The following is a 17,065-nucleotide window of genomic DNA, read 5'->3' as shown; positions in this document are numbered from 1 at the left end:
GTACGTGCGGTTTCGCGGTAGCGCGCCTTCCGGATCTCGGAGCCCTACCCCGCCGTCGACCCCCCGTCCACCGCGAACTCCGCCCCCGTGATGTACGACGACGCCTCCGATGCGAGAAAGAGGACCAGCTCCCCGACCTCCTCAGGGTGACCCATCCGCCCCAGCGGCAGGTGGGACCAGTCCCGCCCGGCAGAGGCGGAGGAGATCATCGGAGTGTCGATCGCCCCCGGGTGAACGGAGTTGACCCGCACCCCGTACCGCGCAAGGTCCAGCGCCGAGGAACGGGTCAGACCCCGAAGTCCGAACTTCGTGGAGCCGTAGGCCGCGTGGCCGGGGATTCCCACCAGCCCCGCCGTCGACGACACGTTCACGATCGACCCGCCTCCCGCCTCGCGCAGCGCGGGCAGTACCGCCTGGATGCCCAGGAACGGCCCGAGGAGATTGACCCGGATCAGCGCGTCGAAGTTCTCGTACGTCTCCTTCTCCACGGAAGCCGTCCGCCACAGCGCCGCGTTGTTCACCAGCGCGTCCAGACGGCCGAAGGCCTCAAGACCGGCCGCCACGGCCGACGCCCAGCTCTCCGCGTCCGTGACGTCATGGCGTACGAAAAAGCCCTGCTCGCCAAGGGACCCGGCGACGTCCCGGCCCTCCTCCTCTCGTACGTCCGTGACCACGACCCGCGCCCCCGCCTCCGCGAAGAGCCGCGCCTCGGCGGCCCCCTGCCCACGGCCCGCACCGGTGATGAGTACCGTCTTGCCCTCAAGCCCGAAAGAGATCACGTCACCGCCAAGAGCGGACCGGAGCCGAGAGAATGGGGCCGCACATGGGGCCGGCGATCAGCCTGAGCAAGGTGGAAGAGGCGGCGCCCGCCCTCGTGAACCTCTACAAGAGCGCCGGGGCCAGCCTCGACAAGCACGGCCTGGGCGGCGAACGCGCCGCGGTCTACCTCGTCGTCGACTACTCCGGCTCCATGAAGCCGTACTACAAGGACGGCACCGTCCAGGCGCTCGCCGACCGCGTCCTCGGCCTGTCCGCGCACTTCGACGACGACGGCACCGTGCCCACGGTCTTCTTCTCCACGGACGTCGACGCCGTCACGGAGATCGCTCTGGACCGCCACCACGGGCGCATCGACGAGATCGTCGCCGGACTCGGTCACATGGGCAAGACGAGCTACCACCTGGCGATGGACGCCGTGATCGACCACTACGTCGACAGCGGTTCCACCGCTCCCGCTCTGGTCGTCTTCCAGACCGACGGCGGCCCCATCAACAAGCTCGCCGCCGAGCGGTATCTGTGCAAGGCGTCGAAGCTGCCGCTGTTCTGGCAGTTCATCGGCTTCGGAGACGCGAAGAGCAAGCAGTTCGACTACCTCCGCAAGCTCGACGAACTCGCCGTCCCCGCCAAGCGTGCCGTCGACAACGCGGGCTTCTTCCACGCGGGGCAGGACCCGCGCACCGTCCCGGACGACCGTCTGTACGACCAGTTGGTGGGGGAGTTCCCGGCCTGGCTCGCGGCGGCGCGGGCGCAGGGGATCGTGACCGCCTGATCCCCGCGGCGTCCGCCCGCCGATGTCTCTAGCCGACCATGCGCTGCCGCAGCGCGAGCATCGTCCGCGTATCAAGCCCCAGTCCCTTCCTCAGATAGCCGGTGAGGCTGCCGTACTCCTTCTTCACCTCGGCCAGCGCCGCCTCCAGATAGCCGGTGCGGACCTCCTGGAGCGGGATCAGCAGATCGGGGTTCTGCATCAGACCGCCCTGCTTCAGGCCCTCGCGCACCTTCGCGTCGTACGCGGCGCGGTAGGTGTTGGACGCCAGGAAGTCGCGTACGGCGGTGTGCTCGGGGACGCCGACGGCGCGCAGCAGCAGATAGCTGGTCCAGCCGGTGCGGTCCTTGCCGGCCGTGCAGTGGTAGAGCAGCGGTGATGCCTTGCCGCCGTGCGCGATGTCGCGCAGGGTCGCCGCGAACTGCGCGCGGTTGGGCCCGTCGGTGACGAACGTGCGGTAGACGTCGCGCATGAAGGCGTCCGCCTTGCCGTTGCCCAGCATCTCCTCCTGCTTGACCGGGTCCCGGGAGCCGATCACGGTCATCAGGGTCGTGAAGAGGCCGTTGTCACTGATGGGGCGGGCCGTGGGGGTGAGTCCGGCGGGCAGCCGGTCGGGTCCGTCGTACTGGACCTCGGCGGGCACCCGGAAGTCGACGACCTTCTTCAGGCGGAGTCCGGCGAGGGTGGCGACGTCGGCGTCGGTGAGCTTCGCGAGGGCATCGGCACGGAAGACCTGGCCGTAACGGACCCGCTCACCGTCGTAGGTGCGGTAGCCACCCAGGTCTCGTGCGTTGACGGCGCCCTGGAGGGGGATGTGGCGCATGCCGTCGTACGCGGGCCCGGGGTGGTGCGGGGCGTGCCGGGCCGTGCCGCGCTCGGGTGCGGTCGGTCCGGCGTGGGCCGTCCAGGCGGGCAAGGCGCTCAGGGCGAGCGCGGAGACCGCGACTCCGACTGCCGTACGGGTCCGGGAGATGCGCATCGGGCCGCCTTCCTCGGTAGCGGTCGCCATGGCCACGCGTCGCTCAACCAAGCGATTGTTTGGTAGAAGGTAGCGGGGTGCCCCGTAAGGAGGAAGGTGTGCGCGGCAGGTATCTCGCGGCCTGGGGGGCGGCGCGACGGGGGAGTCCCTCGTCCGTGTTAGGCTTATGCGTCGCAGTTTTGGTACCCATGAACTTTATGTGCGCCTGACGGGAATGCTCCGAAGGCGCACAATTGTTTTTTTCCGGTTCTCTCCGGGATGGGGGTCATTGCAGCGCTTGGAATCCACAATTCCGTGGTTTTCCTTACTCTGCCCCTGTTGAGGAGATTGACATGGCAACCGGCACCGTAAAGTGGTTCAACTCGGAAAAGGGCTTCGGCTTCATCGAGCAGGACGGCGGCGGCCCCGACGTCTTCGCCCACTACTCGAACATCGCGTCCTCGGGCTTCCGTGAGCTCCTCGAGGGCCAGAAGGTCTCCTTCGACGTCACGCAGGGCCAGAAGGGCCTGCAGGCCGAGAACATCGTTCCCGCCTGAACGTCGTAGCACGCGAACCTCATAGCCGGGGCCCGCACCAGAAAGGTGCGGGTCCCGGCTTGTGCTGTCACCAGGTCCAGGAAGGCATTTCCGTATGAATCGCTCCGAACGCCCTGCGCGTCCTGCCCGCAGGCGCTCCACGAACGCACGCGGAAAGGCCCCGGTGGCCGGCGGCGGCCAGGCGAAGGGCGCCGCGAAGAAGCCGGGCCGCGCCAAGCCGAGGCCCGTCGGCGGTGAATTCGCGCTGCCCGAGAGCATTGAGCCCGCGCTGCCCGCGGTCGAGGCGTTCGCCGACCTGGACATGCCCGAGGCCCTCCTGAAGACGCTGGCCGCGCAGGGCGTGACCGAGCCCTTCCCGATCCAGGCAGCCACGCTCCCCAATTCCCTCGCGGGCCGCGACATCCTGGGCCGTGGCCGCACCGGCTCCGGCAAGACCCTCGCCTTCGGCCTCGCGCTCCTCGCCCGCACCGCGGGCCGTCGCGCCGAGCCGCGCTCGCCCCTCGCCCTGGTCCTGGTCCCCACGCGTGAGCTCGCGCAGCAGGTGACCGACGCCCTGACCCCGTACGCGACGTCCGTGAACCTGCGCATGTCGACGGTCGTCGGTGGCCTGTCCATCACCAAGCAGGCGGGGACGCTCCGTCGCGGTGCCGAGATCATGGTGGCGACGCCCGGCCGTCTCAAGGACCTCATCGAGCGCGGCGACGCCGATCTCTCGCAGGTGCGCACGACGGTCCTCGACGAGGCCGACCAGATGGCCGACATGGGCTTCATGCCGCAGGTCACCGCGCTCCTGAAGCAGGTGGAGCAGGGCGGCCAGACCATGCTCTTCTCCGCCACGCTCGACAAGAACATCGACCGTCTGGTCCGGATGTTCCTCACCGACCCGGTGGTGCACTCGGTCGACCCGTCCGCTGGCGCGGTCACGACGATGGAGCACCACGTCCTGTACGTGCAGGACGAGACCGACAAGAAGGCCGTCGCCCTGCGGATCGCCGCCCGCGAGGGCCGGGTGATCATGTTCCTGGACACCAAGCGTGCGGTGGACCGCTTCACCAAGCGGCTGCTCGCCAACGGTGTACGGGCCTCCGGGCTGCACGGCGGCCGTTCGCAGCCGCAGCGCAACCGGACCCTGGACCAGTTCAAGACCGGGCAGGTCACCGCGCTCGTCGCCACGAACGTGGCGGCCCGTGGCATCCACGTCGACGACCTCGACCTCGTCGTGAACGTCGACCCGCCCACCGACCACAAGGACTACCTCCACCGCGGTGGGCGTACGGCGCGTGCCGGTGAGTCCGGCAGTGTCGTCACGCTCGTCCTGCCGGACGAGAAGCGGGAGATGACGCGTCTGATGTCCGACGCGGAGATCAACCCGAACACGGCGCGGGTGAAGTCCACGGACGAGGAGCTCTCCCGTATCACCGGGGCGCGTGAGCCTTCCGGGGTGCCGGTGGTGATCGAGGTTCCGCAGCAGCAGCAGGCCTCGCCGCAGCGGGCGCGGCGACGCCCTGCCGGGCAGGGGAGCGGCCAGCGGCGTTCGCGCCCCCAGGGTCAGTCGCAGTCCCAGGGCGGCGGCCAGGGTCAGCCCCGGTCCCAGTCGCAGGGCGGCAGGCCCTCCGCCGGTGGCGGAGCCGGCGGGGGTCGCGCTCGACGCGGTGGGCGCCCCTCCGGGGGTGCGGGGCGTAAGGCGGCGTAGTACTCGTGCCCGGCGGCGGGGTTTGTGCCCCGCTGCCGGGGGCGCCGAACAGGCCTTTCCCACCCACCCGCCCGTTTGCCCCGCAGCACCGGTGAGCGCCCGAGGAGGCCCCGATGGCTGAGAAGCGTGAGCGTCAACTGCTGCCCCTCGCAGAGGGCGACGACCGGCAGGATCTGCGGGCCGACTGCGGGAGTTGCTTCGGGCTCTGCTGCGTGGCCCTCACCCTCTCCAAGTCGTCGGACTTTCCCGTCGACAAGGCGGCCGGGACCCCCTGCACCAACCTCCAGCAGGACTTCCGCTGCGGCATCCACCAGAAGCTGCGCCCGAAGGGCTACTCGGGCTGCACGGTCTACGACTGCTTCGGCGCCGGGCAGAAGGTTTCCCGGACCACGTACGGCGGCGTCGACTGGCGGCAGGCCCCCGACACCGCCCGCCAGATGTTCGACGTCTTCCCGGTGATGCGCCAACTGCACGAACTGCTCTGGTACTTGACCGAGGCGATCGCCCTGCCCCAGACCCACCCCATCCGGGCGGAGCTCCGGAGCGCGCTGGAGAAGACCGAGCACCTCACCCAGGGCGCCCCGGCCGACGTGGCCGGGACGGACGTGGCCGCGCACCGTGCGGACGTCAACGTCCTGCTCCTGCGCACCAGCGACCTCGTGCGCGCGGACATCCGCCGGAAGAAGAAGGACCGCAGGGGAGCCGACCTCTTCGGCGCCCGTCTCCGAGGCGCCGACCTCCGCGGTATCACCCTCCGCGGCGCCTGCCTCATCGCCGCCGACCTCGGCGGCGCCGACCTGCGGCAGAGCGACCTGATCGGCGCCGACTTCCGGGACGCGGACCTGCGGGGCGCGGACCTCACCGGCAGCATCTTCCTGACACAGTCGCAGGTGAACGCGGCGAAGGGCGACGCGGAGACGAAGCTGCCGCCGGCCCTGGCCCGCCCCGCGCACTGGGGTTAGGCCAAACCCCGGCCTGCGCTCAGGGCTTCACGTGTCGCACTCAAGGACCGTCCGGCACAAGGTGCACCGCGCCCGCATCCGCCCCCGGGCAGGCAACCGGATGCGCTGCTGACAGGTGGGGCAGGGGAACGACACCCGCAGCGGCTCGGTGGCCCCGCCTGACCCGCGGGAGAAGGAGTACGTTCCGCCCCCGGCGGGAGACCCCGATCCACCGGAGGCGAGCGCGTACCGCCGGTCCTTCGCGTACCGCCGCCGGCCCGCCCACCCCGCGGCCGTCAGCGGGGGCTGCTGTTCGTCGCGCCGGGCCTGCTCAAGGCCCTTCGTGTAGGCGGTGTACGCCTGCGCGCTGGTGAACCATGTCTCCGGTGCCTCGCCGAAGGCGATGGCCCGCTTGGCCAGGACGTACCCGAACTCCTCCGGCGTGAGATACCCGAGCTTCTGGGACGAGGCGCCGTCCTCGCGATAGGCGTCGAGCAGGAGCCAGCCCGCCCCCAGATACGTGGTGGCGGTGTCCGTGAGGATCTCGTTGTCCCGTGTGCCGGGGAACACCAGATCAAGCCGGTGCAGATACACGTGCATGATCTCGTGGGCGAGCGCCGCGCCGATGTCCCTGCGGTGCGTGCGGAACCGGTCGTTGAGTTCGATGAAGTACTCGGGCCCCGCGGTGAGTTCGACGTTCGCCGCGTGTTCCATCCCGCGGAAGCTGACGATCACCCGGGCGTCCGGGAGCCGCAGGTGACGCACCATCTCGCGGGCCACGCGCTGCACGCCCAGATGCAGGTCGTCCTGGTCGGAGAAGGCGACGTCGGCGGGGGCGATGCTGGTGCCGAAGGTGTGGACGGTGTCGTACGACAGACGCTTGTAGAGCGCGGTGATCGCGGAGCGCACCGTGTCCAGGTGGGGGTATCCGTGCACCACCGGCCCGCCGTCCGCCATGCCGGCACCCCCTGAAGACGTCCTCAACTCGCCTCCACTGTAAGGCGGGTCCCCGTCGGCGGAACCAGGTGACGCGGAAGGCGTTGGCCGAAAACCGCCCCTTGCTCTATGCGGACACCGATCTCCATAATCCGACCCAACGCTTTGGCGGGCTCATGCCATTCGCCGTCGCGTGCAACCCCCCACGAACCCCCCACGAAGGAGCACCTGTTGAACACCAAGCTGCGTGGAGTCAAGAGAGCCGCCACCCTCGGTGCCATCGCCCTCGCCGCCGTCAGTCTCCAGCCCTTCGCCGCCTCCGCGGCCCCGCACCCCGGCCCCACCCCGGGTGAGCGCGTGGTCGGCGGTACCCCCGCCGAGCAGGGTGAATTCCCGTTCATGGTCCGTCTGTCGATGGGCTGCGGCGGCGCGCTGTACGCCCAGGACGTCGTGCTGACCGCCGCCCACTGCGTGGACGGCTCCGGTGACAACACGAGCATCACCGCCACCGGCGGTGTCGTGGACCTGGAGAGCCCGGACGCGATCAAGGTGAAGTCCACGAAGGTCCTGCAGGCGCCGGGTTATGACGGCAAGGGCAAGGACTGGGCGCTCATCAAGCTGGAGAAGCCGATCGACCAGCCCACGCTGAAGATCGCCAAGGACACCAAGTACAACGAGGGCGAGTTCGACATAGCCGGCTGGGGTGCCGACAAGGAGGGTGGCGAGCAGCAGCGTCACCTCCTCAAGGCGAAGGTCCCCTTCGTGAGCGACGCGGACTGCGAGGCCGCGTACGGGGCCGACCTCACGCCCGGTGAGGAGCTCTGCGCCGGCAAGCTGGCGGAGGGCGGCGTGGACACCTGCCAGGGTGACTCCGGCGGCCCCATGTTCCGCAAGGACGAGGCCGGTGAGTACATCCAGGTCGGCATCGTCAGCTGGGGCAACGGGTGTGCGCAGCCCAAGTTCCCCGGCGTCTACACCGAGGTGTCGACGTTCGCCGGTGACATAGAGAAGGCGGCGTCGGAGCTCTGAGGGTTGCTGGACGCTGCGCGGGGCCTGACCGGGTTACTGGTTCGGCCCCGCGTTCGCTTGGGCGGAGCTCGGTGCTGGTGCGTGTTTGGGTGCGGGGCCGCGCCGGTATGTCCGTCCTCGCTATCGTCCGGTGGCCGTGGGCTGCTGCGGCTCCGGAGTGCCGCGAGCCGTGCTCCGGGCAGACATACCGGCACGTCCCCTCGCGAGCGTCGCCGACTGCGGCCGATCGATGGCTGGTCGATGGTGCTGCGGGGCAATCGGGTGGGTGGGCGGGAAGGCTTGTTCGTCCGGGGGCGGATGCGGGGTCCCGTTAGTCCAAGTCCTGGCTCCCCTTTGTCCATGGGCCCGCACGCCCCTTCCGGCGCAGGGTGACCGCACCGAGATCCGTCCCACGGAGGGGTGCCATGCAGCAGCCGTCAGACACGTTCGGCCCGAGCCGCAGAGCCGTAGTCGCCACGGGCGCGCTGGCCGGGGTGAGCGCCGCCATCGGCCTCGGGGGCACCGCGACCGCCGCGCCGGGCGAAGCCGTCCTTCGCTCCGCCGACCTGGAGGTACGCGTCGCCACCGACTTCCCCCGCGTCGTCTCGTACACGGACCGCGCCTCCAAGGCGGTCCTGCACGCGCAGCCGGAAGCCGTCACCACGCTCCTGGTGGACGACGTGACGCACACCCCGAAGGTGACCTTCACCGACGACGGTGGCAACCGGGCCGAGTACGTCCTCACGCTCGGCGGCGGGACCACCCTGTCCGTCGAGATCGTCGTCGAGGGGCGCCAGGTGCGGTGGCGGGTGACGGAGATCGACGACACCGACGCGCTGCGCGTGGGCACGCTGCGCATCCCCGGGCTCGCCCTCCTCTCCGTACGCAGCGATCAGCCGGGCGCCACCCTCATGGCCGCCAAGGTCCAGCTCGACAAGGCCAAGAGCGGGGACACCGAGGTCAAACTTTCCTCGGGCACCGCCGCCGAAGCGGCCACCGGATGCGCGTACGCCGTCGTCGCGCACGACACGCTGGGCGGCGCCGTCGAGACCAACACCGTCTACGACAAGCCCACCTCCGAGGCCGGGACGACCTGGGACAACGGCCGCCTCTGGCGGGAGACCGTCAGGAAGAGCGGGTACGTGGAGGCCCGGCTGACCCCCGGCCAGTGGACACACCGCGCGGCCACCGCCGCCGTCGGCGACACCGAGCCCCTGCCGTACGCCACCGTCGTCATCACCGGCGACCGCAACGGCGACGGCAAGGTCGACTGGCAGGACGCCGCCATCGCGTTCCGCGACATCATGGTGAAGCCGCTCGGCGCGGACGAGCAGCATCTGCGCGTCGTCCCGCACATTCCGTTCAACTTCGCCTCGCAGGCGACGAATCCGTTCCTGACGACGCTCGACAACGTCAAGCGGATCCATCTGGCGACGGACGGGCTGCGCCAGTACACGCTCCTCAAGGGCTACCAGTCCGAGGGGCACGACTCCGCGCATCCCGATTACGCGGGCAACTACAACATGCGTGCGGGCGGCCTCGACGACCTCAACACCCTGGTCAGGGAAGGCAAGAAGTGGAACAGCGACTTCAGTGTGCACGTGAATGCCACGGAGTCCTATCCCGTCGCTAACGCCTTCTCCGAGAAGCTCGTCGACAAGGCGAACGAGCAGTGGGACTGGCTGGATCAGAGCTACCGCATCGACCAGCGCAGGGACCTGGTCTCCGGCGACATCGTCAAGCGGTTCGCCGACCTGCGGGACGAGGCCGACGGCGGGCTCAACGCCCTCTACATCGACGTGTTCCGCGAATCCGGTTGGACGTCCGACCGGCTGCAGCGGGCCCTGCGCGAGCAGAGCTGGATCGTCACCAGCGAATGGGGACACGGCTTCGAGCGCTCGTCCGTCTGGTCGCACTGGGCGACGGAACCGGATTACGGACCCGACACCTCCCGAGGCATCAATTCGCGGCTCATCCGCTTTATCCGTAACCACCAGAAGGACGTGTTCGCCGACAAATGGCCGACCCTTCTGGGCATTGCCCGCATGGGCAATTTCGAGGGGTGGGTCGGGAAGACCGACTGGTCCTACTTCTACGATCTGATCTGGACGGATTCGCTGCCCGCCAAGTATCTCCAGGCGTATCCCATCAAGTCCTGGGGCGAGCACGAGATCAGTTTCTTCGGGGAGAGCAAGACGACGGTCTCCGACACGGACGGCACCCGTCGGATCGTGACCGACGGCCGTGTCGTCTACGACGGGGGCAGCTATCTGCTGCCCTGGGAGCCCCGCAAGGCCACCGACCCCGGCAAGCTCTACCACTACAACCCCGCGGGTGGTAAGGGGAGTTGGCGGCTGCCCCGTGGATGGTCCGGGCTCTCGAAGGTCGCGCTCTACCGGCTCACCGACCAGGGGCGGGTCTTCGTCGCCGATGTTCCGGTGCGCGGCGGCAAGGTCACCCTCGACGCCAAGGCCAAGCAGCCCTACGTCCTCTACCGCCGGCGCGCCGCCGCGCTGCCCGACCCCGGCTGGGGGCAGGCCACCCCTCTGCACGACCCCGGCTTCAACTCCGGTTCCCTGCGGGGGTGGAAGGTCTCCGGGCCCGCCTCCGTGGAGCTCAGCAAGCTCGGTGACCACGAACTCGTCATCGGCGCGGGCGGCAAGGCAGCCGTCGGCCAGCGGCTGCGCCGCCTGAAGGCGGGCGCGTACGTCGCCTCCGTGCAGGTCGAGGTCGGGGAGGCGGCGGGCGACGAGCGCAAGGCCGTCCTGGAGGTGCGCACCGCCGACGGTGTCACCGCCGCCAACTGGACGCGGACCTCCACGGCGGGCAACTACGTGGCGGCCGACCGCAAGCACGGCACCCGCTTCCAGCGGATGTCCGTGCCCTTCACCGTCCCCGAGGGCGGCGGCCCCGCCGAGCTGACGCTGCGGGCAGACGCGGGCCACGCGCGCGTGCGCTTCGACAACGTACGGATCGTCTCCGCCACGCGAGGCGGCACCCCCGGAGAGGGCAGGCTCGTCTCCGAGGACTTCGAGCACGTGCCGCAGGGCTGGGGGCCGTTCGTGAAGGGCGACGCCGGGAAGGTCACCGACCCGCGCACGCACATCGCGCAACGGCACGCCCCCTACACGCAGCGCGGCTGGAACGGCAAGGTCATCGATGACGTCATCGACGGCTCGCAGTCCCTCAAGTCACGCGGCGAGAACGCCGGGCTCGTCTACCGCACAGTCCCGCACACCGTCCGCTTCGAGGCGGGCAAGCGCTACCGCGTCTCGTTCCGGTACGAGAACGAGAAGGCGGGGCAGTACGCGTGGATCACCGCCGTCGACGAACCCGCGGCCCGTGAGCTCGACCGCAAGGAGCTGCCCGTCGCGACCGGACCCACCGTCCTGAGCTACGAGTTCACGGCTCCCGCCAAGGGCGAGGCGTGGGTCGGGCTGCGCAAGAGCGGGGACGACGGGACCGCCGAGTTCGCGCTGGACGCCTTGGAGGTGCGCGAGATCTGAGGCGGGGGCCCGGAGAAGCCGGAGAGGCTGCTCGCAGCCTCTCCGGCGGTCACGGGTTCAGGAACGCTCGGGCGCGAGCGGCACGGGGGAGAGGGAGAGGGAGGCGGAGAGGTCCCCGGCGTCCGGCGCTCCCTCCAGCTCAAGCACCCACACCTCGTTCTCCCCCTCCCGGAGCACCGCTCCGGGGACGTACAGCGAGAGCTGCGGCCCCACTGCCCAGTACCGGCCCAGATTGAAGCCGTTCACCCATACGAACCCCCGTGCCCAGCCCGGCAGTTCCAGCACCGCGTCTCCGGCGCCACGGACGACCGCCGAGCCCCGGTAGAGCCCCGGGCGCCCACCCTCGGCCCCGGTGGCGGGCACCCCCCTGACGGCCTCCGCCGAGGAGAACGCGTCGAGCCGCAGCCCCCTGGCCCGCACCCCGTGCAGATACTGCCGCTCATGCAGCACCCCGCCGGTGACGCCCTTCGCCTCGCCGGTCCGCGGCCCGTAGTTGACCCTCCCCAGGGACTCCACCCACAGCTCCACGCGCGCGTGCCCCGCGACAGGCTCGGGCAGCGCCGGTTCCTCCTCGGTCAGGACCCCGGCCCGCGCCCCGTCCACGTACACCACGGCCAGGTCCCGCAGCCCCCGCACGCTCAACGGGTACGGCTGCCGCGGGCCCGGCACGGTCAGCGTGTACTGGACCAGGCCGCGGTCCACGTCCAGCTCTTCGAAGGTGGGCGGTACGGCGTATTCCGCGGACGGTCCGCCGAGCGCGTCCATGACGGCCGACAGCGGCGCCCACTCCGGCAGGCCGACCGAAGCGCGCTCCCCGAGCGAGGGAAGCGGCGCGGGCGGCTCCGGCAGCGGCCCCTCCACATACGGGGCAAGCACCTCGCGGAAGAGCCAGAACTTCTCCGTGGGGCGCCCGAACTCGTCGATGGGCGCGTCATAGTCGTACGAGGTGACGTCCGGCTCCAGGACGCCGTCGTGCAGAGCGCCGCCGCCCCGGTTCGCCCCCGCCCACCCGGCGAAGTTCGTGCCGCCGTGCGCCATGTAGAGGTTGACCGAGGCCCCGCACTCCAGGATCTCCCGCAGCGCGTCCGCGGCGTCGGCAGCGTCCCGCACGACATGCTCCGCGCCCCAGTGGTCGAACCAGCCGCACCAGAACTCCATGCACATCAACGGCCCCTTCGGGCGGTGCCCGCGCAGCGTCTCGAAGCCCGCGCGGGCCTGCGAGCCGAAGTTGGCCGTCGCCAGGACACCGGGGACGGACCCGCCGGTCAGCATGTGGTCCTCGGGGCCGTCCGAGGTGAACAGGGGTACGGTCACGCCCTCGGCCCGCAGCAGGTCGGCGAGATGGCGGAGGTAGACCTGATCCGAGCCGTAACTGCCGTACTCGTTCTCCACCTGCACCATGATCACGGGACCGCCCCGGTCGTGCTGCCGCGGGACGACCTGCGTCATGAGGCGCCCGAACCACCGGTCCACGTGCCCCAGATACTCCGCGTCGCGGGTCCGCGCGCGGGAACCCACGGCGCCCGTCAGCCAGTGCGGAAGGCCGCCGTTCTCCCACTCGGCGCAGATGTACGGACCGGGCCGGACGATCGCCCACAGGCCCGCGTCCCGGGCGGCGTCCAGGAAGCGGCCGAGCGCCCCGACGTCACTGAACTCCCCGGGGTGCGGCTCGTGCAGGTTCCACGGGACGTACGTCTCCACGCAGTTGAGCCCCATGGCGCGCAGCATCGCGAGGCGGTGGCCCCACTGCGCCTCGTGCACCCGGAAGTAGTGCAGCGCCCCGGAGAGCAGCCGTACGGGACGCCCGTCCAGTTCGAAGTCGTCCTCGCCCACCCTGAAGCCGTTCATCTTCTCCCTGTGTCCCTCTCACTGACATGCCCCTCCGCCACGATCACCTCTGGCGGGCGGCAGGGTCCATGGACAAAGATCTAGGCGGGTTGGACGCAGCGAGCGGGCCACGGCCCGAATGAAGCCGTACGAAGCCGGACCGAACCGGATGAAGGGGGCATCAGCGGATGTACCACACGTGGATGCGGTATTTCACGCCGAGCCCGGCCCACCACCGCCTCGGCCTCGCCTGCCTCGGCGTCGGCCTGCAGCACGGCCTCCTGCCGACCGTGGGCCCGCGCACCCTCGACCACCACGTCGCCGTCGTCATCAGCGCGGGCGGCGGCTGGTTCCACAACCCCGACGGCAGGCGTACGACGGTGACGGCGCCCGCGCTGATCTGGCTCACCCCCGGGGTGCGCCACCACTACGGGCCCGACCCGGAGACCGGCTGGGACGAGTGCTTCGTCGACTTCACCGGGCCCGCCACGACGACGTACACCGAACTCGGATACATCGAACCCGACCGGCCCGTGGTGCCGCTCTCCGACGCCACCGGGGCGCGCGCCGCCGTCGGGCGCATCGCGCGCGCGGCACGGCGCGGCAATCCGCTCCTGGAGGTCGAGACGGGCGCCGCCGTCCACGAACTGCTCGTCGCGCTGCGCAGGGCCCGCGCCGACATCGCCCCCGACGGCGACCCGGTCCTCCAGGCGCTGGCCCGCGACGCCTTCCAGCCACTCTCCGTCGCGGGGCACGCGGCGCGGCACGGCATGACACCCGCGGAACTGCGCACGGCGGTGCGCAGGGGCGCGGGCTGCAGCCCCAAGGACTACCTCCTCGGCATCCGTCTGGGGCGTGCCAAGGAACTCCTCGCGGCCACGGAACTGCCGGTCGCGGCCGTCGCGCGCCGCGTCGGCTACGACGACCCCGCCTATTTCTCGCGGCTCTTCACGCGCCGCGTGGGCACGGCACCCGTGCGCTTCCGCGAGCAGCAGGGACGTGCGGTCCCCGGGGGCTGGTCGCAGCAGATCCCCGACCCGGACCACCCGCCGATCCTGCGCTCTTCCGCCGTCGGCGGCGAAGGACCGGCAACGTAGGCTCGTGGACCATGACCACCAGCCACACAAGTGACGCGAACAGCGCCGACGCCGCGTCCGCCACGGACGCAGCCGTGCGCGTCGAGCTGTCCCGCCTGCGCGACAGCATCGACAACATCGACGCCGCCGTCGTCCACATGCTCGCCGAGCGCTTCAAGTGCACCCAGCAGGTCGGCCATCTGAAGGCCAACCACCACCTTCCGCCCGCCGACCCGGACCGCGAGGCCCGGCAGATCGCCCGGCTCCGCGAGCTCGCGGAGAGCGCGAAGCTGGACCCGGCGTTCGCCGAGAAGCTGCTCAACTTCATCATCGCCGAGGTCATCCGCCACCACGAGACCATCGCCAAGTCGTCGTGAAGCGGACCACCGGGACTGCTTGTCGGTGACATCAGGCAGCATGGACCCATGCCCGTACTGACGCGCGACGAAGCGCAGACCCGAGCCCGGCTCATCGACGTCCAGCGGTACACGGTCGAGCTCGACCTGACCCGGGGAGCCGACACCTTCGACTCCCGCACGGTCATCCGGTTCACGGCGCTCGGGGGTCCCGAGGCCACGGTGGACACCTTCGTCGAGCTGAAGCCCGCCGAGCTGCGCTCCGTGACCCTGGACGGGCAGCCGCTCGACCCGCAGGGTCTCGTCGAGAACCGGCTTGCGCTCACCGGCCTCACCCCGGGCGAGCACGAGCTGCGGGTCGACGCGGCCATGCGGTACTCGCACACGGGCGAGGGCATGCACCGCTTCACCGACCCCACGGACGGCGAGACGTACACGTACACGCAGCTGTTCATGGAGGACGTGCAGCGGGTCTTCGCCGCCTTCGACCAGCCCGACCTGAAGTCCGTCTTCGAGCTGACGGTCACCGCACCGGAAGGCTGGACGGTCCTCGCGAACGGCGTCACCGAGCACCTCGGCGACGGGACGTGGCGCGCGGCGGCCACCCCGCCGATCTCCACGTACCTCGTCGCGGTCGCCGCGGGCCCCTGGCACTCGGTCCGCACCGAGCACCGCGGGCTGCCCTTCGGCATCCACTGCCGCCGCTCGCTCGCGCCCTTCCTGGACGCCGACGCCGACGAGATCCTCGACGTCACGCGCGCGTGCTACGACCGCTACCACGAGAAGTTCGAGGAGCCCTACCCCTTCGACTCGTACGACCAGGCGTTCGTCCCGGAGTTCAACGCGGGCGCGATGGAGAACCCCGGACTCGTCACCTTCCGCGACGAGTTCATCTACCGCTCCGCCGTCACCGAGACCGAGCGGCAGACCCGCGCCATGGTCATCGCCCACGAGATGGCCCACATGTGGTTCGGCGACCTCGTCACCCTGCGGTGGTGGGACGACATCTGGCTGAACGAGTCCTTCGCCGAGTACATGGGCTTCCAGACCACCGCCGAGGCCACCCGCTTCACGAACACCTGGACGGACTTCGGCGTCGCCCGCAAGTCCTGGGGGTACGACGCCGACCAGCGTCCCTCCACGCACCCCGTCGCCCCCGACCCGGACGCCGTGCCCGACACCGCGTCCGCGATGCTCAACTTCGACGGCATCTCGTACGCCAAGGGTGCCTCCGCCCTGCGCCAGCTCGTCGCCTGGCTCGGCGAGAAGGACTTCCTCGCCGGCATCAACACCCACATCGCCCGGCACAAGTTCTCCAACGCCACCCTCGCCGACTTCATCGAGTCCCTCGCGCACAACACCGACCGCGACGTGCACGGCTGGGCCGACGCCTGGCTGCGCACCACCGGCGTCGACACGCTCACCTCCACGGTCACGCACGACGCCCGCGAGTGGACCCTCTCCGTCGACCGCGACGGCAGCCGCCCCCACCGCGTCGCCGTCGGCGTGTACGACCGCGACCTCACCGACCCCCAGGGCCTGGTGCTGCGCGAGCGGTACGAGCGGGACGTCCCGCACACCGGGGCCACCGCGCCGCGTGACGGCGGGCGCCCCGCCCTGATCGTCCCGAACGACCAGGACCTCACGTACGCCAAGATCCGCCTCGACGAGAACTCCATGGAGACGGCCCTGCGCAGCCTCTCCCGCGTCCCGGACGCGCTCACCCGGGCCGTCCTGTGGAACAGCCTGCGCGACATGGTCCGCGACGGCGAACTCGAGGGCATGGCCTACGTGGACACGGCCCGCGCGCATCTGCCCGACGAGACCGACCTCGCCCTCGTCCAGGGTGTCCTCGCCTTCGCCACCACCCACGTCGCGGGCCGCTTCCTGCCCCCGGAGCTGCGACCGGCCGCCCTCACGACCCTCACCGAGCTGTGCCGCGACCTGATCCGGCGCACCGAGGACGGCTCGCACGCGGGCCTGCGGCTCACCGCCGTGCGCGGCCTCATCGACGTGGCTTCGCGGCCCGACCCGCTCCAGGAGTGGCTCACCGAGGGCACCGTCCCCGGTGGCCCCGAACTCGACCCGGAGCTGCGCTGGCGCGTCCTGACCCGCCTCGCCGTCCTCGGAGCCGCCGACGAGTCCGCGATCGCCGCCGAGCTGGAGCGTGACCCCAGTGCCACCGGGCAGGAGGGCGCGGCCCGCTGCCGTGCCGCGCTGCCCGACGCGGAGGCCAAGCGCCGCGCGTGGGAGGCGATGTTCGCCTCCGACGACCTCTCCAACTACCTCCTCACCGCCACTGCCCAGGGCTTCTGGCAGCCCGAACAGGCGGATCTCGTACGGGAGTACATCCCCCGCTACTTCACGGACGCGGTCGCCGTAGCGGCCCGCCGAGGCCCCGCCATCGCCGACGTAGCGGGCCGCTGGGCCTTCCCCGCCACCTCGGTGGACGCCGAAACACTCCGCCTGGGCAAGGAATGCCTGCGAGACGCCGCCCCCATCCCCGCCCTACGCCGCAAGCTGACCGACCAACTGGACGACCTGGCAAGGGCGTTGCGGGTACGGGCGCAGGGATAGGGGGCGCGAGGAACGGCGCGCCAAGCCACTACGCGCCTGCAGGGCTAAGGCAGCATCCGTGCCCCGACAGGGGCGCGGGGAACG

13 protein-coding genes are annotated in these 17,065 nt (G+C 70.8%); 9 read left to right on the top strand and 4 right to left on the bottom strand.

Going from position 1 to position 17,065, the window contains the following annotated elements; genetic code table 11:
- Window positions 1–44 precede the first annotated feature (44 nt).
- The gene (locus ACZ5U5_RS06165; protein ID WP_469019289.1) at window positions 45–776 is read right to left on the bottom strand and encodes an SDR family NAD(P)-dependent oxidoreductase; all 732 of its coding nucleotides are present in this window, start codon (window positions 774–776) and stop codon (window positions 45–47) included.
- 47 nt (window positions 777–823) lie between these two features.
- Here ACZ5U5_RS06165 and ACZ5U5_RS06160 point away from each other — a divergent pair, with 47 nt between their 5' ends.
- Window positions 824–1,549 (top strand): vWA domain-containing protein, encoded by a 726-nt coding sequence (locus ACZ5U5_RS06160; RefSeq protein ID WP_469017075.1) that lies wholly within the window; start codon window positions 824–826, stop codon window positions 1,547–1,549.
- 28 nt (window positions 1,550–1,577) lie between these two features.
- Here ACZ5U5_RS06160 and ACZ5U5_RS06155 read toward each other — a convergent pair whose 3' ends face one another.
- Window positions 1,578–2,576: a tyrosine-protein phosphatase gene (locus ACZ5U5_RS06155; RefSeq protein ID WP_469017073.1), complete on the bottom strand. Its 999-nt coding sequence runs from the start codon at window positions 2,574–2,576 to the stop codon at window positions 1,578–1,580.
- Between the two features lie 281 nt (window positions 2,577–2,857).
- Here ACZ5U5_RS06155 and ACZ5U5_RS06150 point away from each other — a divergent pair, with 281 nt between their 5' ends.
- The 3 genes from ACZ5U5_RS06150 to ACZ5U5_RS06140 all read left to right on the top strand — a co-directional run bounded on the left by ACZ5U5_RS06150 (window position 2,858) and on the right by ACZ5U5_RS06140 (window position 5,716).
- The gene (locus ACZ5U5_RS06150) at window positions 2,858–3,061 is read left to right on the top strand and encodes a cold-shock protein (protein WP_037661310.1); all 204 of its coding nucleotides are present in this window, start codon (window positions 2,858–2,860) and stop codon (window positions 3,059–3,061) included.
- A gap of 94 nt (window positions 3,062–3,155) precedes the next feature.
- Window positions 3,156–4,754: a DEAD/DEAH box helicase gene (locus ACZ5U5_RS06145; RefSeq protein ID WP_469017070.1), complete on the top strand. Its 1,599-nt coding sequence runs from the start codon at window positions 3,156–3,158 to the stop codon at window positions 4,752–4,754.
- A gap of 113 nt (window positions 4,755–4,867) precedes the next feature.
- Window positions 4,868–5,716 (top strand): pentapeptide repeat-containing protein, encoded by an 849-nt coding sequence (locus ACZ5U5_RS06140; protein ID WP_469017068.1) that lies wholly within the window; start codon window positions 4,868–4,870, stop codon window positions 5,714–5,716.
- A gap of 27 nt (window positions 5,717–5,743) precedes the next feature.
- Here ACZ5U5_RS06140 and ACZ5U5_RS06135 read toward each other — a convergent pair whose 3' ends face one another.
- On the bottom strand, window positions 5,744–6,652 hold the full coding sequence (locus ACZ5U5_RS06135; RefSeq protein WP_469017066.1) for a hypothetical protein: 909 nt from the start codon (window positions 6,650–6,652) through the stop codon (window positions 5,744–5,746).
- A gap of 210 nt (window positions 6,653–6,862) precedes the next feature.
- Here ACZ5U5_RS06135 and ACZ5U5_RS06130 point away from each other — a divergent pair, with 210 nt between their 5' ends.
- Window positions 6,863–7,660 (top strand): S1 family peptidase, encoded by a 798-nt coding sequence (locus tag ACZ5U5_RS06130; protein WP_469017063.1) that lies wholly within the window; start codon window positions 6,863–6,865, stop codon window positions 7,658–7,660.
- A 404-nt stretch (window positions 7,661–8,064) separates the two neighbouring features.
- Window positions 8,065–11,145 (top strand): endo-alpha-N-acetylgalactosaminidase family protein, encoded by a 3,081-nt coding sequence (locus tag ACZ5U5_RS06125; protein WP_469017061.1) that lies wholly within the window; start codon window positions 8,065–8,067, stop codon window positions 11,143–11,145.
- 57 nt (window positions 11,146–11,202) lie between these two features.
- Here the strand turns inward: ACZ5U5_RS06125 and ACZ5U5_RS06120 are convergent, their stop codons facing one another.
- Window positions 11,203–12,993: a glycoside hydrolase family 35 protein gene (locus ACZ5U5_RS06120; protein ID WP_469017059.1), complete on the bottom strand. Its 1,791-nt coding sequence runs from the start codon at window positions 12,991–12,993 to the stop codon at window positions 11,203–11,205.
- A 167-nt stretch (window positions 12,994–13,160) separates the two neighbouring features.
- Between ACZ5U5_RS06120 and ACZ5U5_RS06115 the strand changes: the two genes are divergently transcribed.
- Genes ACZ5U5_RS06115 through pepN form a run of 3 tightly spaced genes read left to right on the top strand, consistent with a single transcriptional unit; the run spans window position 13,161 to window position 16,981 of the window.
- Entirely contained in the window at window positions 13,161–14,069 is a 909-nt protein-coding gene (locus ACZ5U5_RS06115; RefSeq protein WP_469017056.1) for a helix-turn-helix domain-containing protein, read from the top strand.
- A gap of 11 nt (window positions 14,070–14,080) precedes the next feature.
- Entirely contained in the window at window positions 14,081–14,425 is a 345-nt protein-coding gene (locus tag ACZ5U5_RS06110; protein ID WP_469017054.1) for a chorismate mutase, read from the top strand.
- A gap of 48 nt (window positions 14,426–14,473) precedes the next feature.
- Window positions 14,474–16,981: an aminopeptidase N gene (gene pepN, locus ACZ5U5_RS06105; RefSeq protein ID WP_469017051.1), complete on the top strand. Its 2,508-nt coding sequence runs from the start codon at window positions 14,474–14,476 to the stop codon at window positions 16,979–16,981.
- The last annotated feature ends 84 nt before the right edge of the window (window positions 16,982–17,065 follow it).

Source organism: Streptomyces sp. NPDC033177 (genome assembly GCF_055577715.1).
This window is presented reverse-complemented; position numbering and strand designations above follow the sequence as displayed.